Consider the following 23676-nt stretch of genomic DNA (forward strand, 5'->3'; position numbering starts at 1 on the left):
AGAACGTTATGGCCCGTGGGGTTAACAAAGTCATTCTGGTCGGCACTTGCGGTCAGGATCCCGAAGTCCGCTACCTGCCCAACGGTAACGCCGTGACCAACCTGAGCCTGGCCACCAGCGAGCAGTGGACCGACAAGCAGTCCGGCCAGAAAGTCGAGCGCACCGAGTGGCACCGTGTTGCCATGTTCGGCAAAGTCGCCGAAATCGCTGGCGAATACCTGCGCAAAGGTTCCCAGGTGTACATCGAGGGCAAGCTGCAGACCCGCGAGTGGGAAAAAGACGGCATCAAGCGCTACACCACCGAAATCATCGTCGACATGCAGGGCACCATGCAGCTGCTGGGCGGTCGTCCGCAGAACCAGCAACAGGGCGGCGACCCGTACAACCAAGGTGGTGGCAACTACAACCAAGGTGGTGGCCAGCAGCAGTACAACCAGGCGCCACGCCAGCAGGCTCCGCGTCCACAGCAGGCTCCACAGCGTCCTGCGCCACAGCAGCCAGCTCCGCAACCGGCCGCTGACTTCGACAGCTTCGACGACGATATTCCGTTCTAACGGATCGCTGCCCGATCAGTACTCGAAAAAAAGCCGCAGCCAGGCAACTGGCTGCGGCTTTTTCATGCGCGCTCTAAAACGGGGTCAATAGAACAACCGTGGCTCTGATGAGTCCAGCAAGCTGGCCAGTTTGGTCAGCGCAAAGGCGAGCTCGTCCCGGGTGGGGGCCATCAGCGCAATGCGCACGCCGTTGGGCGCGTCGCTGCGTTGAGGCAGGAACTGGCTACCGCTGACGACAGTTACGCCGTTGCTGCGTGCCAGGTGGGCGAATTCATCGCTGGTCCAAGGGGCTGGGAGTTCGAGCCAGAGATGGAAACTGTGGGGTTGGCTGCGGATCGAGTACTTGCCGAGGATGTTCTTGGCCATCTGCTGGCGTGCGGCGGCTTCCTCCTGCTGGGTTCTTAACAGTTGGTCCGCCCTGCCGCTGTTGATCAAGTTGCTGGCGAGCTGGGCCATCAAGGGCGAGGGCATCCAGACGCTGCTGCGCACCATCGAGGACAAGCGCGACAACATGTGTGGCGGTGCATACAGATAACCGATGCGCAGCGCCGGCAACACGCTCTTGGACAGGCTGGTCAGGTAAATGGAACGCTCCGGTGCATAGGCGGCCAGGGGCTTGTAGCTGGACGTCGGCGCCAGGAATCCGTAGATGTCGTCATCGATGATGACCAGGTCGAACTCGCGGGCAATAGCGGCGATGGCCTCACGCCGGGCGTGGGGCATGATCGAGTTGGTCGGGTTCTGGTGTGTAGTTACACAAACCAGCAGGGTAGGGCGATGCTCGAGGCAGGCGGCGCGCAGCGCCTCAGGAATCAGGCCATGCTCATCCACGGCCACGCCCTGAAGGCGCCGGCCCAGGCTGTGGGCCAAGGAAATGATACCGGGGTAGCAGAAGGATTCGCACAGAATCACATCGTCGGTTTTCGACAGGCTGCTGAGGGCGACCAGCAGGCCGTGCTGGGCGCCGGAGGTCAAGACCACCTGCTGCCAGCTGGCATCCGGCAGCCAGCGCCTGATCCAGGCCGCGCCCGCTTCCTTGTGGACGGCATGACCACCGTCGGTGACGTAATCGAGCGCCTGGATCAGGTCGGCGGCGTCGGCCAGCTCGTGGAGCGAGCCGCGCAACCACTGTGTCATGTGGGCGTCGTTTGGCTTGATGATCGACAAATCGATCTGGCCGTTTTCATTGCTGATGCCCGTGCTGCGAGTTGCCGGGGCAGCAGGGGCTTTTGAGGGGCGTACAAAGGTGCCGCGTCCTACTTCGCCGATCACCAGACCCCGCTTGGCCGCCTCATCATAAGCCCGGCCAATGGTGCCTGGCGTCACGCTCAGGCGCTCGGCCAAGTCCTTGAGCGTCGGCAATCGGTCGCCGGCTACCAGCTTCCCGCTGGCAATGTCCTGTTCAAGGGCATCGGCGATCATCAGGTAAACCGGTTGCGTCAGGGCGCTGTAATGAGGAACCCACATGAAATGGCACCAGTATAGGGTGAGCGGGCAAGCCTAGCATGAATGCAATAGGGGTGTAATCAAGGTGAATTACTCCCCAAGTCCATTACATGAAGTCACTTGATTTCGCATATACAGACAATAATTACTTATCAATCAAAGAGTTGTGCGAATTGGTAAGATCAAGAAAATAAAGTAATTGAATCGATGATATTTTCCTGATTACCATCATTGGATCGATGTAATCTCGCCGTAACAAGCACCTGACCTGATGTTCGACCTCTGGAGATCCTTATGAAAACCGCATTTGTAACTGGCGCTTCCGCAGGCTTTGGCCGCGCCATCTGCCGCACGCTGGTCGCCGAGGGCTACCGGGTCATCGGTGGCGCTCGGCGCATGGACAAACTCAAGGAGCTCGAGGGCGAACTGGGCGACTCGTTCATCCCGCTGGCGCTGGATGTCACTGATCCGGCCTCGGTGGACGCGGCTGTCGAGTGGATCGGCAAGGCCTCGTTGAACATCGATGTGCTGGTCAACAATGCCGGGCTGGCGCTGGGCATTGATCGGGCGCAGCAGGCCAGTGCCGAGAACTGGCAGCGGATGATCGACACCAACATCACCGGCCTGACGATGGTCACACATAAAATCCTCCCCCGCATGGTCGAGGCCGACAGCGGCCTGATCGTCAATATCGGCTCCATCGCCGGCACCTATCCGTACCCGGGCGGTAACGTGTATGGCGCCAGCAAGGCATTCGTCCGACAGTTCAGCCTCAACCTGCGCGCCGACCTCGCCGGCACCCGGGTACGGGTGAGCAACATCGAGCCGGGCCTGTGTTCGGGTACCGACTTCTCGGTGGTTCGACTCAAGGGCGACCTGGACGCCGTGGAAGCGCTGTACCGCGACGTCGAGGCGCTTCTGCCCGAGGACATCGCCGCCACCGTAGCCTGGATCGCAGCCCAACCGGCGCATGTGAACATCAACACCATCGAGATCATGCCGGTGGCGCAAAGCAGCGCGGGGCTGAACGTGGTGCGTAATCTGCCTCGTACCGCGCAGGCGTGAGGGGCAAGGGCTGTTTCACTGATGAAACAGTCCTTTGAGCCATGTCATCGCGTATTCAGGATTCTTGGCTAGAGTTAGGGTTGGTGGCCATCCGTTGGCCGCCACCGTGAAGTCCTTGAGGCGTCGGCGATGTCCCGACGTCCAGAACCTGATCAGGAGTGCACGATGGACCTCAACCGTCGGCAGTTTTTCAAGGTCGCCGCGATCGGCCTTGGAGGCTCGAGCCTTGCGGCGTTGGGCATGGCCCCGACCCCCGCGTTCGCCGAGCAGGTGCGCCACTTCAAGCTGGCGCACACCAAAGAAACCCGTAACACCTGCCCCTACTGCTCGGTCGGCTGCGGCCTGATCATGTACAGCCAGGGCGATGCGGGCAAGAACGTCAAACAGAACATCATCCACATCGAGGGCGATGCGGACCATCCGGTCAACCGCGGGACCTTGTGCCCGAAAGGTGCGGGCCTGCTGGACTTCATCCACAGCCCGAACCGCCTGCAATACCCCGAAGTTCGCAAGCCTGGCAGCAAGGAGTGGACCCGGATCAGCTGGGACGAGGCGCTCGATCGCATCGCCGATCTCGTGAAAAAGGACCGCGACGCCAACTTCATCGAGAAGAACGCCCAAGGGCAGACGGTCAACCGTTGGCTCAGCGTGGGCTTTCTCGCAGCGTCCGCCGCTTCCAGCGAAGCTGGCTATCTGACGCATAAGGTCATTCGTTCATTGGGTGTTCTGGGGTTCGATAACCAAGCGCGTGTCTGACACGGCCCGACGGTGGCAAGTCTTGCCCCGACGTACGGCCGTGGTGCCATGACCAATCACTGGTCCGATATCGCCAATGCGAATCTGGTCCTGGTGATGGGTGGCAACGCAGCAGAAGCGCACCCGTGCGGCTTCAAGTGGGTGACCGAGGCCAAGGCGCACAACAAGGCGCGGCTGATCGTGGTCGACCCGCGGTTCACGCGTACCGCCTCGGTGGCGGACTATTACGCGCCGATCCGTACCGGAACCGACATCGCCTTCATGGGCGGGTTGATCAACTACCTGCTGAGCAACGACAAGATCCAGCACGAATACGTGCGCAACTACACTGACGTGTCGTTCATCGTCAAAGAAGGCTATGGCTTCGAGGACGGGCTGTTCAGTGGCTATGATGCGGACAAACGCATCTACGCCGACAAGTCCGGCTGGGGCTATGAGTTGGGCGAGGATGGTTTTGCCAAAGTCGATCCGACCTTGCAGCACCCGCGTTGCGTCTACCAGTTGATGAAGCAGCATTACAGCCGCTACACCCCGGAAGTGGCGAGCATGACCTGCGGCATGCCCCAGGACGCCATGATGAAGGTCTGGGAAGAGATCGCCACCTGCTCGCAGCCGGGCAAGACCATGACGATCCTGTATGCACTGGGCTGGACGCAGCATTCGATCGGTGCACAGATCATCCGTAGCGCGGCCATGGTCCAGCTGCTGCTGGGCAACGTCGGCATGCCGGGGGGCGGGGTCAACGCCCTGCGCGGTCACTCCAACATCCAGGGCCTGACCGACCTGGGGCTGCTGTCCAACTCGCTGCCCGGTTACCTCACCCTGCCCGGCGATGCCGAGCAGGACTACGCCGCCTTCATCGACAAGCGCGCCTCCAAACCGCTACGCCCAGGGCAGTTGTCCTACTGGCAGAACTACGGCAAGTTCCATGTCAGCCTCATGAAGGCCTGGTACGGCCCCAACGCTACCGCCGAGAACCACTGGGGCTATGACTGGCTGCCCAAGCTCGATGTGGGCTCCTACGACGTGCTGCGCATGTTCGAGATGATGAGCCAGGGCAAGGTCAACGGCTACTTCTGCCAGGGCTTCAATCCGATCGCCGCGTTGCCGGACAAGAACCGCGTCACCGCTGCGCTGGCCAAGCTCAAGTGGCTGGTCGTGATGGATCCGCTGGCCACCGAGACGTCCGAGTTCTGGCGCAATGCCGGGCCCTTCAACGACGTCGATACCGCCAATATCCAGACCGAAGTGATCCGCCTGCCCACCACCTGTTTTGCCGAGGAGGATGGCTCGCTGGTCAACAGCAGTCGCTGGTTGCAGTGGCACTGGAAGGGCGCCGATGGGCCGGGCGAGACCCGCACCGATGTGCAGATCATGAGCGAGCTGTTCCTGCGCTTGCGTCATCGCTACAAGACCGAGGGCGGTGCGTATCCTGATCCGCTGCTCAACATCAACTGGCCTTACAAGATTCCCGAAGAGCCTTCGCCTAAGGAGTTGGCCAAGGAAATGAACGGCTGGGCGGTCAGCGACTTCACCGACCCTACCGGTGCCACGCTCAAGGCTGGCCAGCAACTGGCAGGCTTCGGCCAGCTCAAGGACGACGGCAGTACGGCGTCCGGCTGCTGGATCTTCGCCGGTAGTTGGACCGAGCAGGGCAACCAGATGGCCCGGCGCGACAACAGCGACCCTTACGGCATGCATCAGGTGCAGAACTGGGCCTGGGCCTGGCCGGCCAACCGCCGCATCCTCTACAACCGCGCCTCCAGCGACCCGCAAGGCAAGCCTTGGGATCCGGAGAAAAAACGCCTGGTGTGGTGGAACGGCAAGGCCTGGACGGGGACCGACGTGCCGGACTTCAAGGTCGACTCGCCGCCGGAAGCGGGGATGAACCCGTTCATCATGAACCCCGAGGGGGTAGCGCGGTTCTTCGCCATCGACAAGATGGCCGAGGGGCCGTTCCCCGAGCACTACGAGCCGTTCGAGACGCCCATCGGCATCAACCCGCTCAACCCGCAGAACAAGAAGGCCATCAGCAACCCGGCCGGGCGCGTGTTCGACTCGGTATGGGACACCCTGGGCAAGGCCGATGAGTTCCCTTACGCGGCGACCACCTACCGACTGACCGAGCACTTCCACTTCTGGAGCAAGCACTGCCGCCTCAACGCCATCGCCCAGCCCGAGCAGTTCGTCGAGATCGGCGAGGTACTGGCCAACGAGAAAGGCATCAAGGCGGGCGACCGGGTGCGGGTCAGCTCCAAGCGCGGGCATATCGAGGCGGTGGCGGTGGTGACCAAGCGGATCCGTCCGCTGAAGGTCAACAACCAGACCGTTCACCAAATTGGCATTCCGCTGCACTGGGGCTTCACCGGCATCACCCGGCACGGCTACCTGACCAACACCCTGGTGCCGTTCCTGGGTGATGGCAATACCCAAACGCCGGAGTCCAAGTCGTTCCTCGTCAACGTGGAGAAAATCTAATGGCCCAGCAAGACATCATCGCCCGCTCGGCCACCACGACCGTACCGCCTTCGGTGCGCCAGCAGCAGGAAGTCGCCAAGCTGATCGACACTACCAAGTGCATCGGCTGCAAGGCCTGCCAGGTGGCGTGCTCGGAGTGGAACGAACTGCGTGACGAGGTCGGCCACAACCATGGCACTTACGACAACCCCCAGGACCTGACCGCCGAAACCTGGACCCTGATGCGCTTCACCGAGCACGAACGCGACGATGGCAACCTGGAGTGGCTGATTCGCAAGGACGGCTGCATGCACTGCGCCGAGCCAGGTTGCCTGAAGGCCTGTCCGAGCCCGGGGGCGATCATCAAGCACGCCAACGGCATCGTCGACTTCAACCAGGACCACTGCATCGGCTGCGGTTATTGCATCACCGGCTGCCCGTTCAACATCCCGCGGATTTCGCAGAAAGACCACAAGGCCTACAAATGCAGCCTGTGTTCCGACCGCGTGGCCGTGGGCTTGGAACCGGCCTGCGTGAAGACCTGCCCGACCGGGGCGATCGTCTTCGGCAGCAAGGATGAAATGAAGGTGCACGCCGCCGAGCGCATCGTCGACTTGAAGTCCCGGGGCTTCGACAAGGCCGGGCTGTATGACCCGGATGGCGTCGGTGGTACCCACGTGATGTATGTGCTGCACCACGCCGACACGCCCAAGTTGTACGCCGGGCTGCCGGATGCGCCGGTAATCAGCCCGTTGGTGGGGTTGTGGAAAGGCATCAGCAAACCGCTGGCGCTGCTGGCGATGGGCGCGGCAGTGCTGGCGGGGTTCTTCCACTATGTGCGGGTCGGCCCGCAGCGGGTCGAGGAGGACGACGCCCTGGCGCCTGCCGATGACAGCGTGCATCAGGTGGACCCGTCGGTGCATGTCTATGATCCGACCAAGCCGGGTGGGCAAGGGGGGCCGCGGCCATGAGCGACAACAAACCGATCCTGCGCTACAACGCCAACGAGCGCAGCAACCACTGGGTCGTCGCGATCCTGTTCGTGATGGCCGGGCTGTCGGGGCTGGCACTGTTCCATCCGGCGCTGTTCTGGCTCAGCCATCTGTTCGGCGGTGGTCCGTGGACGCGCATCCTGCACCCATTCCTGGGCGTGGCGATGTTCGTGTTCTTCCTGGGGCTGGTACTGCGGTTCTGGCGAGCCAACTTCATCACTGCCAATGATCGTTTGTGGCTGCGCCGTATCGACCGGGTGATGCGCAACGAGGAGGAGGGCGTACCTCCGATCGGCAAGTACAACGCTGGGCAAAAGCTGCTGTTCTGGACCCTGCTGCTGTGCATGCTGGTGCTACTGGTCAGTGGCGTGGTGATCTGGCGCGCCTGGTTCAGCCAATACTTCGACATCGGAGCGATTCGCCTGGCGACCTTGCTTCATGCGCTGGCGGCGTTCGTGCTGATCCTCAGCATCATCGTGCATATCTATGCCGGCATCTGGATCAAAGGCTCGGTAGGCGCCATGCTGCATGGCTCGGTCAGCCGCGCTTGGGCACGCAAGCACCATGAGTTGTGGTATCGCGACGTGACCGGCGACAAGACTCCGGGCAATCACGGCAGAAAAGAAGGATGAGCGCTTGAGCACGATACTTGAACCCGGGCAGATCGAAGCGTCGGCCGTGGCGCCGCCGTTTCTGAACCTGCCACCCGCCAACCTGTTCGAACGGCGCGCCGAGCGCCTGGAGCACCTGGCCGAGGGCAATGCCCTTGGCCAGTACCTGATGCTGGTCGCGCGGTTGTGCCGCCTCCAGCAGCAGCTTGTGGATAACCCGCCCGGTGACTTGCCGGTGGCACACGAGCGCCAGCGCCTGTGCATAAGTCATGGCTTGCCGCCGCTGGCAGCCGACAGCCTGGTACGCGAGGGGTCTTGGCTGGCTTGGCTGCAGGCGCTGCTCGAGCGCTTCGATGAGGCGTCCGACGGGCCCTTGGGCGAGGCGCTGCGGACCTTGCGGGAAAGCGACGACAGTCAGCGCAAAGGCTGGGCCATTGCCCTGCTGGCCGGCCAGTACGATGCCGTGCCGGCGGCGCTGGTGCCCTTTATCGGCGCTGCGCTGCAGGCGGCCTGGTCCTATTGGCTGCTGGCGCTGCCGGAGGCTGAACTCAAGCCCGCCGACAGCCTGGCCCAATGTCCGGCCTGTGGATCACCGGCCATGGCTGGGGTGGTGCGCAACCGCGGCAAGCACAATGGCCTGCGATACCTGGTCTGTTCACTGTGTGCCTGCGAGTGGCATGTGGTGCGGGTCAAGTGCGTGTACTGCGAATCGAGCAAGGACTTGCGTTACACCAACCTCGAGGATGACCGGCACGCGCCAGGCAAAGCGCCACTGCGCGCCGAATGCTGCCCTGGATGCCAGCGTTACCTAAAGCAGAGCTACTTGGAGAACGACGCTGCGGCCGAGCCGCTGGCCGATGACCTGGCGAGCCTGGCGCTGGATATCCGCCTGGACGAGGAGGGCTTCCAGCGGCTGGCGCCGAACCTGATGCTGGCGCCGGGATAGAGGAGAGTGTCTACACTGCAACATCGAGTTGCCCTGTTCGCGGGTAAGCCCGCTCCCACAAGGTTTGGCGCATTGCGGTGGGAGCGGGTTCGCCCGCTAGCAGGGCACAACAGACTAAGGATCAGTTTAAGGTAGTACTGCATGTCCTCGAGCCCCGCCAGCGACACCCCACGCCTGCCGTCCATCGACACCCTGCTACGCCACCGAACCTGCGAGCCGCTGATCGAGCGCCATGGCCGCGAGGCAGTACTAGCCACCCTGCGTCAGCTGCTTGGCGATCTGCGCGAACCCGCTCGCCTTGGCCAGATGAGTGCAGTCGAGCTGGCGCCGGATGTCCTCAATGGCCGCGCCGGCGAACGCCTGGCCATCCAGCAGCGCAGCCAGGTCCGCCGTGTTTTCAACCTTACCGGCACGGTGCTGCACACCAACCTGGGCCGAGCGCTGTTGCCTGAGGAGGCAGTGGAGGCCATGCAGATCGCCGCGCGCCACCCGCTGAACCTGGAGTTCGACCTTGCCACCGGCAAACGTGGTGATCGCGACGACCTGATCGAAGGTCTGGCCCGCGAGCTCACCGGGGCCGAGGCCGTGACGGTGGTCAACAACAATGCCGCTGCCGTGCTGCTGGCACTCAACAGCCTGGGCGCGCGCAAGGAGGGCGTCATCTCCCGGGGCGAGCTGATCGAAATCGGCGGCGCCTTCCGTATCCCCGACATCATGGCCCGCGCTGGTGTCCGCCTGCATGAGGTCGGCACCACCAACCGCACCCACGCCCGTGACTACGAAGGTGCGATCAACCCGCGTACCGGCTTGCTGATGCGGGTGCATTGCAGCAACTACAGCATCCAAGGCTTCACCACCCAGGTATCGACCGCCGAGCTGGCAGCCATCGCCCACGCCCATGGTTTGCCTCTGCTGGAGGACCTGGGCAGCGGCAGCCTGCTCGACCTCACCCGCTGGGGCCTGCCGGCTGAGCCCACGGTGCGCCAGGCCCTGGCCGACGGCGCCGACATCGTCACCTTCAGCGGCGACAAGCTGCTCGGTGGACCCCAGGCCGGCATCATCGTCGGGCGCAAGGAGCTGATCGCCAAGATCAAGAAGAACCCCCTCAAGCGCGCTCTGCGGGTCGACAAGATCACCTTGGCCGCGCTGGAGGCCGTGCTGGCGCTGTACCGCAATCCGGATCGGCTGGCCGAGCGCTTGCCCAGCCTGCGCCTGTTGACTCGCCCTCAGGAAGAGATTGCGGCCCAGGCCGAGCGCCTGGCTCCGGCACTCGCAACCTGCCTGGGGGCGCAATGGACCGTGAGCGTCGAGCCGGCCTTGGGCATGATCGGCAGTGGTAGCCAGCCGGTGGCGCGTCTGCCCAGCGCCGCCCTGTGCCTGCGTCCGCAGGTGTCGAAGAAGCTGCGTGGGCGCAGTTTGCACGTGCTGGAGCGCGCCCTGCGCGATCTGCCGGTGCCGGTGCTCGGACGCATCGACGACGACGCCCTGTGGCTCGACCTGCGTCAGCTCGACGATGAGGCCCACTGGCTGGCGCAACTGCGAGCACTGCGCCTGGGGCCGGTCCAGTGATCGTCGGCACCGCCGGCCATATCGACCATGGCAAGACTGCACTGCTCCAGGCCCTGACCGGCCAGGCCGGTGACCATCGCCAGGAAGAGCGCGCCCGGGGCATGACCATCGATCTCGGCTACCGCTATGCTGCGCTGGCCGAGGGGGCGCCCTTGACGGGTTTCATCGACGTCCCCGGACACGAGCGCTTCATCCACAACATGCTCGCCGGTGCCCATGGCATCGACCTGGTGTTGCTGGTGGTGGCCGCGGACGACGGCGTCATGCCGCAGACCCGTGAGCACCTGGCGATCATCGAGCTGCTGGGCATCCCCCAGGCCTTGGTGGCGATCAGCAAGTGCGACCGGGTCGAGCCGCAGAGGGTGACGCAGGTCCAGGCTCAGGTGTCGGCGCTGCTGGCGCCCGGGCCCTATGCGCAGGCGAAGCAGTTCCCGTTGTCCAGCGTCACCGGGGAGGGCGTCGAGGCGTTGCGCCAGGCGCTGCTGGACGCTGAACAAACTGTAGGTCAACGCAGCGCACGCGGCGGTTTCCGTCTGGCCGTGGATCGGGCGTTTGCCGTGGCCGGCGCCGGCGTCGTGGTCACCGGCACCGCCTTGGCCGGGCAGGTCAGCGCGGGCGATACCTTGCTGCTGGGCAAGGCCGGCAAGCCGGTACGGGTGCGCGGGCTGCACGCGCAGAACCAGGCCGCGTTGGTGGCCCAGGCCGGCCAGCGAGTGGCGCTTAACCTCCACGCCGAGCGCCTGGCGCTGGAGCAGATCCATCGGGGCGACTGGCTGGTACCGGACTGGCTGCATGCACCCAGCATGCGGGTGGATATCGATCTCACGTTATTGCCCAGCGAGACGCGTACCTTCGAGCATTTCAGCGCCGTGCACGTGCATCTGGGCACTCAGGATGTCACGGCGCGTGTCGCGTTGCTTGAGGGGGAGAAACTGCAGGCAGGCCAACGGATGTTCGCCCAGTTGCTGCTCAACGCACCTTTGCAGGCGGTGCATGGCGATCGGCTGGTGCTCAGGGATCAGCGCGCCCAACGTACCTTGGGCGGTGGGCGTGTGCTCGATCCCTTTGCCCCGAGTCGGCAGCGGCGAAGTGAAATGCGCCTGCGGCAGTTGCAGGCTCTGAGCGAGGCCCAGGCCTTGGAGCAGGCCTTGCCGGCCTTGCTCGATGCCGCTCCTGGCGGGCTGGATCCGCAACGCTTGGAGCGTCAGTTCAACCGACAGCGCGAAACCTGGGCATTACCTGAAACGGTCCAGGTCATCGCCACGCGGCAAGGGCCATTGCTATTCGCCAGGCACCACTGGCAAGCGCTGAAAGAGCGGGTCACGATGCAGTTGGCGCTGTTCCATGAGCAGGAGCCTGACCAGCTGGGGCCGGATCGCGACCGCCTGCGCAGGTTCGCCGCGTTGCCCATGGAGCGTTCGGCGTTCGTCAGTTTGCTGGAGGAGTTGCTCGAAGCCGGCGTAGTCGTCAGTAGCGGGCCGTGGTTGCATCTGCCGGAACATAAAGTGCAATTGAGCGACGCCGACGCTGTCTTGTGGGCGCTGCTGGAGCCTGAGTTGTCGAGGGGGGAGTACGATCCGCCCTGGGTCAGGACGTTGGCCGCGGCGCAAGGACGCGATGAAGCCGACGTGCGCCTGTTGCTGCGCAAGCTGGCGCGGCTGGGGCTGGTGCACCAGGTGGTGCGCGATCTTTTTTACCCTGAAGCGACTGTCCGGCGCATGGCAGACATGCTGTTGCAGCTGTCGGCCAGTACGCCGATAGTGCAGGTGGCCGCGTTTCGCGATATGTTGGGCATCGGTCGCAAACGCAGTGTTCAGATCCTCGAATACTTCGACCGAATCGGCCTGACCCGGAGGGTCGCCGACCAGCGTTACATCCGAGCCGACAGTGCACTGGCCGAGCAGCAGACCAGGCACTGACTACAAGGAAGGCAATCGCGCCCGGTGGCGCGGCCGGGCTTCAAACCCGGTTGGGGACGGCATCCGTTCCCGGGCAGGTTCGACTCCCGCTGCCTTCCGCCATTTCTCCGAGAACCTCTGGGGAGCGGGTTTATCGAGGCGTCGAACCGCCGCGAATGCGTCAGTCTGGACGGCCTTCAGGCCCGCTCACCGCACAGGTCCAGGGCAAACCAGTGTTCTGCCGCCTGCACATCCAGCCCTGCGCCCAGCAGTGCGAACAGCTTGCCCAGCGCCGCCTCGCGGGTCATGCCGCCGCCGCTGACCAACCCGGTATCGCGCAGGCGGCTGCCAGCGGCATAAGTATCGAACACCACCGAACCTTCAGGGCACTGGCTGATCGCAACGATCATTACCCCGCCTGTGCGGGCTTCGTGCAGCGCGTCCAGCAGCGCCTGGTCATCCGAAGGGCCGGTGCCGCTGCCGTAGCATTCCAGTACCAGACCCTGCACGCCGGTAGCGAGCATCGCCTGCACGAAGCCGGCCTGCAGGCCAGGCACGACCGGCAGCACCGCAAGGCGCACCGGCTGGCGGCGTTGGCGATAATCCAGTGTCGGCGGGATCGCCGTGGCGCGCTCGCCTTCGCGGTGGCGGGGCAGAGCTGCGAAGGCATCGAAGGCTTCGCTGCGCAGCTTCGAGGCCCGGCAGCCATGCAGCAATTGGCCATGGAAGTACAACTGCACGCCATCGCCCAGGCCGCTTTCGAACAAATTCAGGGCGCCAAGCAGGTTGTCCCAGGCGTCGCTGTCCGGCGCACCGGCCGGCAGCATCGAGCCGGTCAGCAACACCGGTACAGGCAAGCCCAGCAGCAGGAACGACAATGCCGCCGCGCTGTAGGCCAGGGTATCGGTGCCATGCAGCACCAGCACACCGTCATGGCCGTCGTGTTCCACCGCCTCGACGATGGCATCGCGCATGGCCAGCCAGTTGGCCTGTTGCATGTTGGCGCTGTCGATCAATGGGTCGAGTTCGCGCAGCGACCACTGAAGGCGGGGCGCCACGGCGTGCAGCGCCAGGTGCTCGCGCATTCGCGCCTCGAAGCCGCTGGCCGGCGCCAGGCCCTCAGGGGTCTGCAGCATGCCGATGGTGCCACCGGTATAGAGGACGAGAAGATTCTTGACTGCACGCATGGAAAGCATCCGTAGCGATGAGCGGAGAAGGAAAGCCGCCCCGGACGGGGCGGCTGGGCAGCAGAGGATATCAGCGCTGTGGCTGAGCTTGGGCGACGGCTTTGTCAGCGGCGGTTTCAGCCTGAGGATTGGCCGGCCAGGCGTTGCGGTCCAGGTCCAGGTCTGCGAACTTGCTGGAGTCGAACACCGGCTGGTCGATGCCCGCGCGGCGCTGTTCGTCGTAGTCGCGCATCACACGCAGACCGACCTTGAATAGCAGGGCCAGAGCGATCAAGTTGACGAACGCCAGGCAAGTCATGGTGATGTCGGCGAAGGCGAACACGGTCGACAGGTCTTGCATCGAACCCCATACCACCAGCGCCAGTACCAGACCGCGGAAGATCATCAGCACGACGCGGTTGCGGCTGAGGAACTGCAGGCTGTTCTCGCCCAGGTAGTAGTTGTAGAGGATGCAGGTGAAGACGAACAGCGACAGGGCGATGCTGACGAACAGACGGCCCCAGTCACCGACCACGGCGGCCAGCGAGTTCTGGGTCAGGACGATGCCATCACCTTCGAAGCCCGGGGTGTAGAAGCCCGACAGCAGGATCAGCAGAGCGGTGCAGGTGCAGATCACGAAGGTATCGAGGAACACGCTGAAGGCCTGGACCACGCCCTGGGCGCCCGGGTGCTTCACGGCGGCCACGGCGGCGACGTTCGGCGCACTGCCCAGGCCCGCTTCGTTGGCGAACACGCCACGCTTCACACCCATTACGATGGCGCTGCCGAGCAGGCCGCCGAACGCAGGGTCGAGGCCGAAGGCGCTCTTGAAGATGGTTTCCAGCATGGCGGGGACGTGTTCGATCTGGGTGCCGATCACGTACAGGGTCACGCCGATGTAGGCCAGGGTCTTGATCGGAACCAGCAGGTCCGACACCGCGGCGATGCGCTTGATGCCGCCGATGAAGGTAATGGCCAGCAGCACTGCCAGGACGATGCCGGTGTGCTTTGGATCGAAGGCAAAGGCGTTCTGCAGCGAGTGGGTCACGGTGTACGACTGCAGGCCGATGAAGGCGAAGCCGTAGGTGACCAGCAGCAGGATCGAGAACACGATCGCCATGCTTTTGAGCTTCAGGCCGTGCTGGATGTAGTACGCCGGGCCGCCGCGGTACAGGCCGTCGCCGTCGGCGCGCTTGTAGACCTGGGCCAGGGTGCATTCGAAGAAGCTGCTGGACATGCCCACCAGCGCGGTGACCCACATCCAGAACACGGCGCCTGGGCCACCGAGGGTCACGGCGATGCCGACGCCCGCGATGTTACCGGCGCCTACACGGCCGGCAAGGCTCAGCATCAGGGCCTGGAACGAGCTCAGTTGGCCTGCCTGGCCGCGGAGGGATTCCTTGAAGACCCCGAACATGTGGCCGAAATGACGGAACTGGACGAACCGAGAGCGGATGGTGAAGTAACCGCCGAGTCCGACGATCAGCACGATGAGGAGTTTCCCGGAAAGGAAATCGTTGAGTGCTTCGAGCATTGAAAAATGACCTCGATTCTTATTGTTCGTGTGGAAAGACCAGCGGGCGGCAGGCGCACCGCTATTGGGGGCGCATGGTTGGCCATGACAACAACGGTTACAATTTCGCGTGTTGCTCTGACTTGATGCGACTTGATGCTAAACTTGCACCACTCGCATCATCTGGACCCTTCTCATGGGCGATCATTTCGCTATCAATCTCAAACTGGCGTGCAGTCATTACCGCTCTATTTCAGAGGTTTGCCGACAGCTTTCGATCAACCGCGCGCAGTTCAACAAGTACCTCAGCGGCCAGAGCCGTCCGACGGCTTACAACCTCAAGCGCATCGGCGACTTCTTCGGTGTCGAGGAATACGAATTGGGTCTGCCGCCCGAGCAGTTCGCCCGCCTGATCGGGGCTCGCAATCTGTCGGCCGAATCCGGACCGCAGAACGACCCGATCAGCGAGCTGTTCAAGCCGCTGCATGCCCATGCGGGCAATCTGTCGCGTTATTGCGGCTATTACTTCGAATATTCCAACTGCATGTCGGTCCCAGGCTCGATTCTGGTGTCGCTGGTGCACCTGTGGGAGGAGCGCGGCAGCTTTCTGTTCGAGCGCCAGGAGCGACAGGAGCGCTCCAGTGCCACCGATCTGCATGCAGAGGTACGTTGCCGCTACCTCGGCGCAGCCTTCCAGTTGCAGGACCGGGTCTTTCTGATCGACTACGAATCACTGACGCTCAACGAGATGAGCCAGACCGTGCTCATCCCCAGCTTCAAGAGCCGCATCACCCGGCTCAACGGTTTGAAGACCGGAGTCTCCAGTGGGGATCGGCGCAACCCGGCCTGTACCCGCGTGGTATGGGAGTACCTGGGCGAGGAGATCAACCGCATCAACGCCTACCGCCAGGTGAGGCTGTACCGCCCGGACGACCCGCGCATCGATGACGACGTACGCGAGCGCCTGAAGGCAGGGCCGATCAGCAACGGCTTGTTCGAGATCGAGTGAGCGCGGTCCCGCGACGCATGCGCCGCGCTGCTTGGCAATTCGTCATCGACGCCGGATGTCCTGTCGCGCCCAGGCATGTGCTGTGGTTGGACTTCCCCGAGAGGAACCCGCAAAATGTCCGCTTCCTTCTATCAACCTGTTCGGATCTGCTGACTCTATGCGTATGCGCCTGATGCTGTTGGGTGGTGGCAATGCCCTCGGGCAAGCGCTGATTCGTCTCGGGGCCGAAGAGGACATCGGATTCCTGGCGCCGCGCCCACCGGAGAACGGCTGGGGGCCGGCCAGTCTTACGCAATTGCTTGACGATCACCGTCCCGATGTCGTGGTCAACCTGGCGTACTATTTCGACTGGTTCCAGGCCGAGTCGGTCAGCGAACAACGCCTGGCGTTGCAGGAGCGGGCCGTTGAGCGGCTGGCCGAGCTCTGCCAGCACCACCAGATCATTCTCGTGCAGCCTTCGAGCTACCGAGTGTTCGATGGCTCAAGGGCCACGGCCTACAGCGAAAAGGATGAGCCGGTGCCCTTGGGCCTGCGTGGCCAGGCGCTCTGGCGGATCGAACAGAGCGTTCGGGCGACCTGTCCGCAGCATGTGCTGCTGCGTTTTGGCTGGGTGCTCGACGAAAGCATCGACGGCGTGCTCGGCCGCTTCCTCACCCGCGCCGAGCAACCCCAGGAGCTGCTGCTGGCCGATGACCGCCGCGGCAATCCGACGCCGGTCGACGACGCCGCACGGGTGATTCTCTCGGTGCTCAAGCAGCTCGATTGCGACGCACCGCTGTGGGGTACCTACCACTACGCCGGCAACGAGGCGACCACGCCGCTGGCGCTGGGCCAGGCGATCCTCGGCGAGGCGGCGCAGTGGCACAAGCTGGCCGTGCAGGCCCCTACGCCCCAGGCCCATGCCGCGCGCCCCGATGCCAGCGAGGAACCGCAGAACGCGGTGCTGGCCTGCAAAAAGATTCTTCACACCTTCGGCATCAAGCCCCGCGCCTGGCGCGCCGGCTTGCCGTCTCTACTGGACCGGTTCTACCGACATGGCTGACGCCCCCATCCTGATCACCGGCGGTGCCGGCTTCATTGGCTCCCACCTGTGCGATGCGTTGCTGGATAAAGGCTATGCGGTACGGGTGCTCGATGACCTTTCCACCGGCAAGCGCGCCAACCTGCGTCTGGACCATCCCGGCCTGGACCTGATCGAAGGCGACGTCGCCGATGCCGAACTGGTACGCCGGGCCACGGCAGGCTGTCGCGCCGTGGTGCACCTGGCCGCGGTCGCGTCGGTACAAGCGTCGGTCGAAGACCCGGTGCGTACCCACCAAAGCAACTTCATCGGTACCCTCAATGTCTGCGAAGCCATGCGCCTGGAAGGCGTGCGGCGTGTGTTGTTCGCCTCCAGCGCGGCGGTTTATGGCAACAACGGCGAGGGCCAATCGATTGCCGAGGACACGCCCAAGGCGCCGCTGACCCCTTATGCGGTGGACAAGCTGGCCAGCGAGCAGTACTTGGACTTCTATCGTCGTCAGCACGCGCTGGAGCCGGTGGTGTTCCGTTTCTTCAATATCTTCGGACCGCGCCAGGATCCATCTTCGCCCTATAGCGGGGTCATCAGTATCTTCTGCGAACGTGCTACCCAAGGCCTGCCGATCACGGTCTTCGGCGATGGCGAGCAAACGCGAGACTTCCTATACGTGGGCGATCTGGTCCAGGTGATGGTCCAGGCGCTGGAACTTGAACAGGTCGAGGAAGGCGCGGTGAACATTGGCCTGAACCAGGCGACCTCGCTGAACCAGTTGCTGGCGGCGCTGGAAAAGGTAGTCGGCAGTTTGCCTGCCATCCAGCACGGGCCGGCGCGCTCGGGCGACATCCGCCATTCACGGGCGGACAACTCCCGCCTGCTGGCGCGTTTCGACTTCCCGCAGCCTACCTCGATGGTCGACGGATTGGCCCGGCTGTTGGGCAAAGCCTGATCTCCTTGATCAGCGCGCGTCACGGGTCATTGCCCATGGCGTACGCGCTGGCGATGGCAGTCCTGCGGGCCGAGTAAACGGCCATCCTTGGCCCGCACCTGCAGGCGTTCGATGGGTTGGCCGCTGACGTTGTCCAGCAGCACCGAGCGCTCATCCCCCGCCTTGAACAGGAAGCGCTCCCCCCACTGGCGTAAGCCAATGACCACAGGAAAGACCGCGCGCCCTTGCTCGGTCAGCACGTATTCCTTGTAGGCACTGCCATCGGACGCCGGCTGCAGTTCGAGCAATCCGCTTTCCACCAGCAGCTTCAGCCGCGCGGCCAGGATGTTCTTCGCCAGTCCCAGGTTTTTCTGGAACTCACTGAAACGTCGCAGGCCATCGAAGGCGTCTCGCAGGATCATCATCGACCAACGGTCGCCGATTACGTCCAGGGCACGGGCCACCGGGCAGGGGTCGTTTCTCTCGTCGGGCATGGGCGTACTCTGTGTGGGATAACTGGTTGCAGATTAAAACCAGCTTTGCTAAATAGCCAGCAGCTGGTTTCTATTTGAAACCAGATTGCCTGAGGAGCTTGCCATGCCTTCCCTGACATCCGCGTCGCCTGGCCACATGCAGCCAAGCCGGGCGCTGACCTTGCTGCTCGCGGCCGCCTGTGCCCTGGCGGTCGCGACGGTGTACTTCGCCCAACCTTTACTCGAATCCATGGCGCGCAGCCTGGCGATACCCCAGGCCTACATCGGCTTAGTGGTGGGCGCGACCCAGGCGGGGTACGCCATTGGCTTGCTACTGATTGTTCCGTTAGGCGATCTGCTTGATCGCAAACGCCTGATTCTTGGTCAGTTGCTGATGTCGGCGTTGGCATTGCTGGCAGTGAGCATGGCCTGGGATTGGGCCGTGCTGCTGGCAGCCATGGGAATGGTCGGGCTGATGGCGGTGGTGGTTCAGGTAATGGTCGCTCATGCCGCAACCTTGGCTTCGCCGTCCAGACAAGGGCAGGTGGTAGGCACGGTCACCAGTGGCGTGGTGGTGGGTATCCTGCTGGCGCGTCTGGTCGCAGGTGGCCTTGCCGACCTGACCGGCTGGCGTGGTGTCTATGTCGGGGCGGCCGGCTTGTCGCTGGCGATGGCATTGCTGTTGTGGCGGGCGTTGCCTGCTGTCGCGCGCAATCAACAGGGGCCGGGGTACTGGAGACTGCTGGGCTCGCTGGTCGGGTTGTATCGGCATGATCGGCTGTTACGCCAGCGTGGCCTGTTCGCGTTGCTGGTCTTCGCCGTCTTCAGCGTGTTCTGGAGCGCCATGGTATTGCCCCTGAGCGTTGCGCCCTTGGCCCTGAGCCCTACCCAGGTTGGCCTGTTCGGTCTGGCGGGCCTGGCCGGTGCTTTGTCGGCATCGTGCGCTGGACGCCTGGCCGATCGCGGGCTGGGCAACCGTACCACTGGCCTGGCATTGGCGCTGCTGGCGTTGTCATGGCTGCCGAGCGCCCTGCTTGAGCAATCACTATGGGCCTTGGTGGTGGGGGTGTTGATTCTGGATTTAGCAGTGCAGGCGGTGCATGTGACCAACCAGAGCCTACTGCTGGCCGGACGTGGCGAAATGGCGAGTCGGCTGATCGGCGCCTACATGTGCTGTTACTCGATCGGCAGTGGGTTAGGGGCGGTGGCCGCGACCTGGGTATATGCCCGATGGGGCTGGCTGGCGGTGTGTGGCCTGGGCGCGTCGATCAGCGCTTTGGCCTTGGGCTACTGGGGGTGCCTGGAGTTTGGCGGGAGCGTGAAGCGTGACATGGCGGCCGAGGCCGCCATGTCGGGTGGGGATCAGAACTTGTAGCCCAGGCCCACCATGTAGACCCACGGATCGACATCCACGTCGACCTTGGTCTTGCCCACGCTCAGGGCGCTTGGGCCGTCCACGGTGGCCTTGGTGTCGATGTCGATGTACCAGACCGAGGCGTTGACCAGCAGATTCTCGGTGAGCATGTAGTCCATGCCCAGCTGGGCAGCCAGACCCACCGAATCTTGCAGCTTCAGGTTGCTGAAGCCCTGCTTCTTGCGGGAGCTGCTGAGGTCTTCATCGAAGAAGGTGGTGTAGTTGATGCCAACGCCCGCGTAAGGCTGGAACTTCGAGGAAGGCTCCATCGGGTAGTACTGCAGCGACAGGGTCGGCGGCAGTTGCTTGATGTCGGCCAGTTTGCCATCCAGGCCAGGGCCAAGGCCTTTGACAGCCACGGTGTGGTTGAACGGCGTGGCAGCCAGCAGCTCCAGGCCGACGTGGTCGGTGAGCATGTAGGCGAAGGTCAGGCCCAGCTGGGTGTCGCTGTCCAGGGTCGCCTTGGTGCCCGATACCTTGGTGCCATCGAGCTTGAGGTCGCTGCTGTCTTCGTTCGGCGCTACGGTGATGGCACCGGCACGCATGATGAAGTCACCGGCCTGGTGGGCATGGGCGACGGGGGCAGCGAGCGCCAGGGCAATGAGCGAGGCGCCGAGCAAGGACTTGTTCATGGAAGCTCCCAAAGGACGTAAGTAATCGAGTAGTCCAATGGTAAGGAGCCGGCCGAAACGAACTGTTGATTCAGCTCAACGAAGACGTGTCACAACGCCTAAACAGCGCTCATTGAAGCTCGTAGGCGTAGATCTTTTCAGCTTCCATCTGGTAACCGGCATCGGCCAGTTCACTGCTGGTGGCTTTGACCTGCATCCGGCCTTCGATCCAGTAGGGCTGGTAGAGGTCTTCGATGCGCACGCCCATCTCGCTGACGATATGCACGATCTGGTTCGGCGGTGGCGGCGGCACGTGGATGCAGGCGCCGTAATAGGGCACCAGGAGGAACTCGGTGGTACGGCCTTCCTCGCTCACTTCCAGCGGCACGATGTAGCCGGGCAGCTTGACCCACTGGCCATCCAGCGCCTTGACCACCGGAGCGTGGGGCGCCTGCTGGCGCGCGGCAGGGGCTGATTCGGCCAGGGCGTTACCCAGCTGTGACAGATCATGCAGCGGTGCCATCTGGGCTGGGACCACCGGCGCTCCCTCCGGGATCAAGGCAGGCCAGTCCAGGGTTCTGGGCTCGTCGCCCCAGGCAGGGGACAGAATGAACAGCAGCAACAGCACAAGTTTGCGACGCATGATCGATTCTCAGAGATGGATCGACAGGCCATCGGCCAAAGACTGACGATAGGCACGCCAGGCCGGCACGCTGCCCATCAGCAGCGCGGCACCCAGGATGATCGCCAGCAGCGTCCATTCATGGGCGCTCGGCCAAGCCAGCGGCAGGTAGAGGCCATAGTTGGCCTGCACGTAGCCTTGGGTCAGGGCGATTCCCGCATACAGCAAGCCTAGCCCGGCACCGATACCGGCCAGTGCCAGGGTGAGCGCTTCGAGCACCAACAGCCCGGCTATGTGCCAGGGGCGCGCGCCCACCGAGCGCAGGATGGCCATTTCCCGGCGGCGCTCGTTGAGGCTGGTGAGGATCGCCGTGAGCATGCCAATCAAACCCGTCAGTACCACGAACAGCGACACCACGAACAATGCCTGTTCGGCTGTGCCCATCAAGCTCCAGAGTTCCTGCAGAGCAACCCCAGGGAGGATTGCCAGCAGCGGCTCGCTACGGAATTCGTTGATTTCTCGCTGCAGGCTGAAGGTGGCGATCTTGTTGTTCAGGCCCAGCATGAACGCCGTGATCGCGGCGGGTTGCAAGTCCATGCCGCGCGCCTGGTCGGCGCTGATGCGTCCGGCGCCACGGGCTGGAACGCCGTTGTGCCAATCGACGTGGATTGCCTCCATGCCGGCCAGGCTGATGTGCAGGGTGCGGTCCACCGGCGTGCCGGTGCGTTCGAGGATGCCGACGACGGTAAAGGGTTTGTCGTCGTGCTTGACCAGGCTGATGGCGGCCACGCCGTGGGCCAGCACCAGCTTGTCACCGAGTTTGTAGTGCAGCGCCTCGGCCACTTCGGCGCCCAGCACCACTTCGAACGGGTCCGCTGCGAAGGGCCGGCCCTGGCTCAGGGCCAGATGTTGCTGGCGTGCGAACTGGTAATGGTCGAAGTAATCGCCTGTGGTACCCATCACCCGATAGCCGCGATGGGAGTCGCCGAGGGAAATCGGGATGGCCCATTTCACCCGCGGGTCCTTGGCGTAGTGTTCGAAGCTGTCCCAGCGGATGTTGTTGGTGGCATTGCCGATGCGAAACACCGAGTACAGCAACAGGTTCACCGACCCCGAGCGGGCGCCGACGATCAGGTCGGTGCCGCTGATGGTGCTGGCGAAGCTGGCGCGGGCCTCCGTGCGCACACGCTCCACAGCCAGCAACAGGCACACCGACAGTGCGATGGCAAAGGCCGTCAGGAAGGCGGTGAAGCGGCGGTTGGCCAGGCTGGCCAGGGCAAGGCGGAGCAAGTACATCAGGCCTCCTGGGGCTTGGCCGCGCGATTGAGTTCGACCAAGGACAAGTGACGGTCGAACAGCGGAGCCAGGCTCTGGTCATGGCTGACGAACAGCAGGCTGGAGCCGGCCGCACGGCATTCGTCGAACAACAGGCGGATGAACGCCTCGCGGGTATCGGCATCCAGCGCCGAGGTGGGCTCGTCGGCGATCACCAGCTCGGGCTGGCCAATCAACGCCCTGGCGGCGGCGACCCGCTGCTGCTGGCCGATCGACAGGCTGTCTGCGCGCCGGGCAAGTAGCGCCGGGTCAGTCAGGCCCAGGTGGGCCAACAGCGTGGCGGCCGCCTGGTCGATGCTGCCATGGCGCTGGACCGCCCGTGCGGCGCGGCTGCGTGAGAAGCGGCAGGGCAACTCGACGTTCTCCCGTACCGAGAGAAACGCCAGCAGGTTGAACTGCTGGAAGATATAGCCGGTGTGGTCGACCCGAAACCGATCACGGGCGCCCTGGCCCAAGGCGGCGAGGTCCTGGCCGAGCAGCAGGATCCGGCCTTGATCGGGGCGATTCACCCCGCCCAGCAAGCCGAGCAATGTAGTCTTGCCGCTACCGCTAGGGCCCTTGAGGAACAGCGCTTCACCGGCTTGCAGGCGAAACGCGGGGATGTCCAGCAAAGGTGGCTGGCCGGGCCAGGCGAACCGCAGCCCTTGTAGGTCGATCAGCGCCTGGCTCATTCAGAACGCGACCACGCTGTTGGTGGGGGAGGCTTGCAGGCCTTTCTGGCCGTTCGGGCCAATCAATTGCACATTGATCTTCTGGGTCGCCGGGAAAGCCCGGAACAGCGGGGCGAGGTCTACCTGGGCGAGCTTGCCAGGCGCTACGCATTTGAATTGGTAATGGGCGTTGACGTCGGCGTGTTCATGCCCGTGCTCGTGACCATGCTCGTCATCGTCGTGGGCGTGTGGTGCATCGCCAAACAGCGGGCTGCCGAGTTCCTGGGCGTCCTCCGTGCAACCGGCGGCCTGGTCCACGCCGAATAACTTCAACGGTTGCTCAAGTTGCTGGCGTACGGCGGCGACCTTGGCCTTGTCGGTGTCGCGGGTGGCTGCATGCTCGAAGCCGACCAGGTTCATCGCCGGGCTGTCCAGCTCCAGTTCCAGGGTATTGCCATCGAGCACCACGTTGAGCGTGGCCACACCATGTTCATGGGCGCCGAGGGTATCGTGGGCATGATCGTGATCATCGTGGGCCTGGGCTGCAACCAAGGGAAGCAGGGCGAAGGGTAGGGCGAGAAGCAAGCGGCGCATGGAGGACTCCAGGGGCGGGCAAGAAATGGTTTCGTAATGTTATAACAAG

Annotated in this window: 21 protein-coding genes and 1 tRNA gene; 13 read left to right on the forward strand and 9 right to left on the reverse strand. The window is 63.7% G+C overall.

Annotation, left to right across the window (positions count from 1 at the left end; translation table 11 throughout):
* The first annotated feature begins 8 nt into the window (after window positions 1-8).
* Entirely contained in the window at window positions 9-554 is a 546-nt protein-coding gene (locus tag DQ397_RS10715) for a single-stranded DNA-binding protein (protein ID WP_043210277.1), read from the forward strand.
* Between the two features lie 84 nt (window positions 555-638).
* Here the strand turns inward: DQ397_RS10715 and DQ397_RS10720 are convergent, their stop codons facing one another.
* The gene (locus DQ397_RS10720) at window positions 639-2021 is read right to left on the reverse strand and encodes a PLP-dependent aminotransferase family protein (RefSeq protein ID WP_043210274.1); all 1383 of its coding nucleotides are present in this window, start codon (window positions 2019-2021) and stop codon (window positions 639-641) included.
* Window positions 2022-2294: 273 nt separating this feature from the next.
* Here DQ397_RS10720 and DQ397_RS10725 point away from each other — a divergent pair, with 273 nt between their 5' ends.
* The 8 genes from DQ397_RS10725 to DQ397_RS10760 all read left to right on the forward strand — a co-directional run bounded on the left by DQ397_RS10725 (window position 2295) and on the right by DQ397_RS10760 (window position 12417).
* Complete coding sequence (locus DQ397_RS10725) at window positions 2295-3065, forward strand: SDR family NAD(P)-dependent oxidoreductase (RefSeq protein ID WP_043210271.1); 771 nt, start codon at window positions 2295-2297, stop codon at window positions 3063-3065.
* 165 nt (window positions 3066-3230) lie between these two features.
* The gene (gene fdnG, locus DQ397_RS10730; protein ID WP_148921544.1) at window positions 3231-6299 is read left to right on the forward strand and encodes a formate dehydrogenase-N subunit alpha; all 3069 of its coding nucleotides are present in this window, start codon (window positions 3231-3233) and stop codon (window positions 6297-6299) included.
* A complete protein-coding gene (gene fdxH / locus DQ397_RS10735) occupies window positions 6299-7249 on the forward strand; it encodes a formate dehydrogenase subunit beta (RefSeq protein WP_043210267.1) in 951 nt (316 codons plus the stop codon). Before fdnG ends, fdxH begins: the two co-directional genes overlap by 1 nt.
* Complete coding sequence (locus tag DQ397_RS10740; protein ID WP_043210265.1) at window positions 7246-7902, forward strand: formate dehydrogenase subunit gamma; 657 nt, start codon at window positions 7246-7248, stop codon at window positions 7900-7902. The genes fdxH and DQ397_RS10740 overlap by 4 nt, the downstream gene beginning before the upstream one ends.
* A gap of 4 nt (window positions 7903-7906) precedes the next feature.
* Window positions 7907-8827: a formate dehydrogenase accessory protein FdhE gene (fdhE, locus tag DQ397_RS10745; protein WP_043210263.1), complete on the forward strand. Its 921-nt coding sequence runs from the start codon at window positions 7907-7909 to the stop codon at window positions 8825-8827.
* 141 nt (window positions 8828-8968) lie between these two features.
* A complete protein-coding gene (gene selA / locus DQ397_RS10750) occupies window positions 8969-10396 on the forward strand; it encodes an L-seryl-tRNA(Sec) selenium transferase (protein ID WP_043210262.1) in 1428 nt (475 codons plus the stop codon).
* Complete coding sequence (selB, locus tag DQ397_RS10755) at window positions 10393-12315, forward strand: selenocysteine-specific translation elongation factor (RefSeq protein WP_043210260.1); 1923 nt, start codon at window positions 10393-10395, stop codon at window positions 12313-12315. The genes selA and selB overlap by 4 nt, the downstream gene beginning before the upstream one ends.
* A 6-nt stretch (window positions 12316-12321) precedes the next feature.
* Window positions 12322-12417: transfer RNA gene (locus tag DQ397_RS10760), tRNA-Sec, on the forward strand.
* Between the two features lie 74 nt (window positions 12418-12491).
* On the opposite strand, the gene DQ397_RS10765 is transcribed toward DQ397_RS10760, so the two are convergent.
* Both DQ397_RS10765 and DQ397_RS10770 read right to left on the reverse strand, forming a co-directional pair.
* Window positions 12492-13481: an asparaginase gene (locus DQ397_RS10765; RefSeq protein WP_043210258.1), complete on the reverse strand. Its 990-nt coding sequence runs from the start codon at window positions 13479-13481 to the stop codon at window positions 12492-12494.
* Window positions 13482-13551: 70 nt separating this feature from the next.
* Window positions 13552-14994 (reverse strand): sodium:alanine symporter family protein, encoded by a 1443-nt coding sequence (locus DQ397_RS10770; protein ID WP_043210256.1) that lies wholly within the window; start codon window positions 14992-14994, stop codon window positions 13552-13554.
* 175 nt (window positions 14995-15169) lie between these two features.
* Between DQ397_RS10770 and DQ397_RS10775 the strand changes: the two genes are divergently transcribed.
* The 3 genes from DQ397_RS10775 (at window position 15170) to DQ397_RS10785 (ending at window position 17949) form a co-directional block, all read left to right on the forward strand.
* Window positions 15170-15982, forward strand: a complete 813-nt coding sequence (locus DQ397_RS10775) for a helix-turn-helix transcriptional regulator (RefSeq protein ID WP_043210254.1) — start codon at window positions 15170-15172, stop codon at window positions 15980-15982.
* A gap of 157 nt (window positions 15983-16139) precedes the next feature.
* Window positions 16140-17024, forward strand: coding sequence for a sugar nucleotide-binding protein (locus tag DQ397_RS10780; protein ID WP_043210252.1), 885 nt, complete (start codon window positions 16140-16142; stop codon window positions 17022-17024).
* Window positions 17017-17949 carry an NAD-dependent epimerase/dehydratase family protein gene (locus DQ397_RS10785; protein WP_043210250.1) on the forward strand — a complete coding sequence of 311 codons (933 nt, stop codon included), beginning with the start codon at window positions 17017-17019 and terminating at the stop codon, window positions 17947-17949. Before DQ397_RS10780 ends, DQ397_RS10785 begins: the two co-directional genes overlap by 8 nt.
* A 26-nt stretch (window positions 17950-17975) precedes the next feature.
* Here DQ397_RS10785 and DQ397_RS10790 read toward each other — a convergent pair whose 3' ends face one another.
* Window positions 17976-18422, reverse strand: coding sequence for a helix-turn-helix domain-containing protein (locus DQ397_RS10790; protein WP_043210248.1), 447 nt, complete (start codon window positions 18420-18422; stop codon window positions 17976-17978).
* Window positions 18423-18558: 136 nt separating this feature from the next.
* On the opposite strand from DQ397_RS10790, the gene DQ397_RS10795 reads away from it, so the two are divergent.
* Entirely contained in the window at window positions 18559-19776 is a 1218-nt protein-coding gene (locus DQ397_RS10795; protein WP_043210327.1) for an MFS transporter, read from the forward strand.
* Here the strand turns inward: DQ397_RS10795 and DQ397_RS10800 are convergent.
* The 5 genes from DQ397_RS10800 to DQ397_RS10820 form a co-directional block, all read right to left on the reverse strand.
* Window positions 19764-20447, reverse strand: a complete 684-nt coding sequence (locus DQ397_RS10800; protein WP_043210247.1) for an OmpW family protein — start codon at window positions 20445-20447, stop codon at window positions 19764-19766. The two genes, DQ397_RS10795 and DQ397_RS10800, sit on opposite strands and share 13 nt — an antisense overlap.
* A 109-nt stretch (window positions 20448-20556) precedes the next feature.
* Window positions 20557-21069: a DUF3299 domain-containing protein gene (locus DQ397_RS10805; protein WP_043210245.1), complete on the reverse strand. Its 513-nt coding sequence runs from the start codon at window positions 21067-21069 to the stop codon at window positions 20557-20559.
* A gap of 9 nt (window positions 21070-21078) precedes the next feature.
* Window positions 21079-22344, reverse strand: a complete 1266-nt coding sequence (locus tag DQ397_RS10810; RefSeq protein ID WP_043210242.1) for an ABC transporter permease — start codon at window positions 22342-22344, stop codon at window positions 21079-21081.
* A complete protein-coding gene (locus DQ397_RS10815) occupies window positions 22344-23054 on the reverse strand; it encodes an ABC transporter ATP-binding protein (RefSeq protein ID WP_043210239.1) in 711 nt (236 codons plus the stop codon). Before DQ397_RS10815 ends, DQ397_RS10810 begins: the two co-directional genes overlap by 1 nt.
* Window positions 23055-23627 carry a DUF2796 domain-containing protein gene (locus DQ397_RS10820; protein WP_043210237.1) on the reverse strand — a complete coding sequence of 191 codons (573 nt, stop codon included), beginning with the start codon at window positions 23625-23627 and terminating at the stop codon, window positions 23055-23057.
* Between the last annotated feature and the right edge of the window lie 49 nt (window positions 23628-23676).

Origin of the sequence: Pseudomonas sp. CK-NBRI-02 (assembly GCF_008124495.1) — a bacterium.
Taxonomy (GTDB): domain Bacteria; phylum Pseudomonadota; class Gammaproteobacteria; order Pseudomonadales; family Pseudomonadaceae; genus Aquipseudomonas; species Aquipseudomonas guariconensis.

What these genes read in the sequence shown, in the direction of transcription:
- DQ397_RS10715 (WP_043210277.1), top strand. Translation starts at nt 9, where the DNA reads ATGGCCCGTGGGGTTAACAAAGTCATTCTGGTCGGCACTTGCGGTCAG.
- DQ397_RS10720 (WP_043210274.1), bottom strand. Translation starts at nt 2,021, where the DNA reads ATGTGGGTTCCTCATTACAGCGCCCTGACGCAACCGGTTTACCTGATG.
- DQ397_RS10725 (WP_043210271.1), top strand. Translation starts at nt 2,295, where the DNA reads ATGAAAACCGCATTTGTAACTGGCGCTTCCGCAGGCTTTGGCCGCGCC.
- fdxH (WP_043210267.1), top strand. Translation starts at nt 6,299, where the DNA reads ATGGCCCAGCAAGACATCATCGCCCGCTCGGCCACCACGACCGTACCG.
- DQ397_RS10740 (WP_043210265.1), top strand. Translation starts at nt 7,246, where the DNA reads ATGAGCGACAACAAACCGATCCTGCGCTACAACGCCAACGAGCGCAGC.
- selA (WP_043210262.1), top strand. Translation starts at nt 8,969, where the DNA reads ATGTCCTCGAGCCCCGCCAGCGACACCCCACGCCTGCCGTCCATCGAC.
- DQ397_RS10765 (WP_043210258.1), bottom strand. Translation starts at nt 13,481, where the DNA reads ATGCGTGCAGTCAAGAATCTTCTCGTCCTCTATACCGGTGGCACCATC.
- DQ397_RS10770 (WP_043210256.1), bottom strand. Translation starts at nt 14,994, where the DNA reads ATGCTCGAAGCACTCAACGATTTCCTTTCCGGGAAACTCCTCATCGTG.
- DQ397_RS10775 (WP_043210254.1), top strand. Translation starts at nt 15,170, where the DNA reads ATGGGCGATCATTTCGCTATCAATCTCAAACTGGCGTGCAGTCATTAC.
- DQ397_RS10780 (WP_043210252.1), top strand. Translation starts at nt 16,140, where the DNA reads ATGCGTATGCGCCTGATGCTGTTGGGTGGTGGCAATGCCCTCGGGCAA.
- DQ397_RS10785 (WP_043210250.1), top strand. Translation starts at nt 17,017, where the DNA reads ATGGCTGACGCCCCCATCCTGATCACCGGCGGTGCCGGCTTCATTGGC.
- DQ397_RS10790 (WP_043210248.1), bottom strand. Translation starts at nt 18,422, where the DNA reads ATGCCCGACGAGAGAAACGACCCCTGCCCGGTGGCCCGTGCCCTGGAC.
- DQ397_RS10795 (WP_043210327.1), top strand. Translation starts at nt 18,559, where the DNA reads ATGCAGCCAAGCCGGGCGCTGACCTTGCTGCTCGCGGCCGCCTGTGCC.
- DQ397_RS10800 (WP_043210247.1), bottom strand. Translation starts at nt 20,447, where the DNA reads ATGAACAAGTCCTTGCTCGGCGCCTCGCTCATTGCCCTGGCGCTCGCT.
- DQ397_RS10805 (WP_043210245.1), bottom strand. Translation starts at nt 21,069, where the DNA reads ATGCGTCGCAAACTTGTGCTGTTGCTGCTGTTCATTCTGTCCCCTGCC.
- DQ397_RS10810 (WP_043210242.1), bottom strand. Translation starts at nt 22,344, where the DNA reads ATGTACTTGCTCCGCCTTGCCCTGGCCAGCCTGGCCAACCGCCGCTTC.
- DQ397_RS10815 (WP_043210239.1), bottom strand. Translation starts at nt 23,054, where the DNA reads ATGAGCCAGGCGCTGATCGACCTACAAGGGCTGCGGTTCGCCTGGCCC.
- DQ397_RS10820 (WP_043210237.1), bottom strand. Translation starts at nt 23,627, where the DNA reads ATGCGCCGCTTGCTTCTCGCCCTACCCTTCGCCCTGCTTCCCTTGGTT.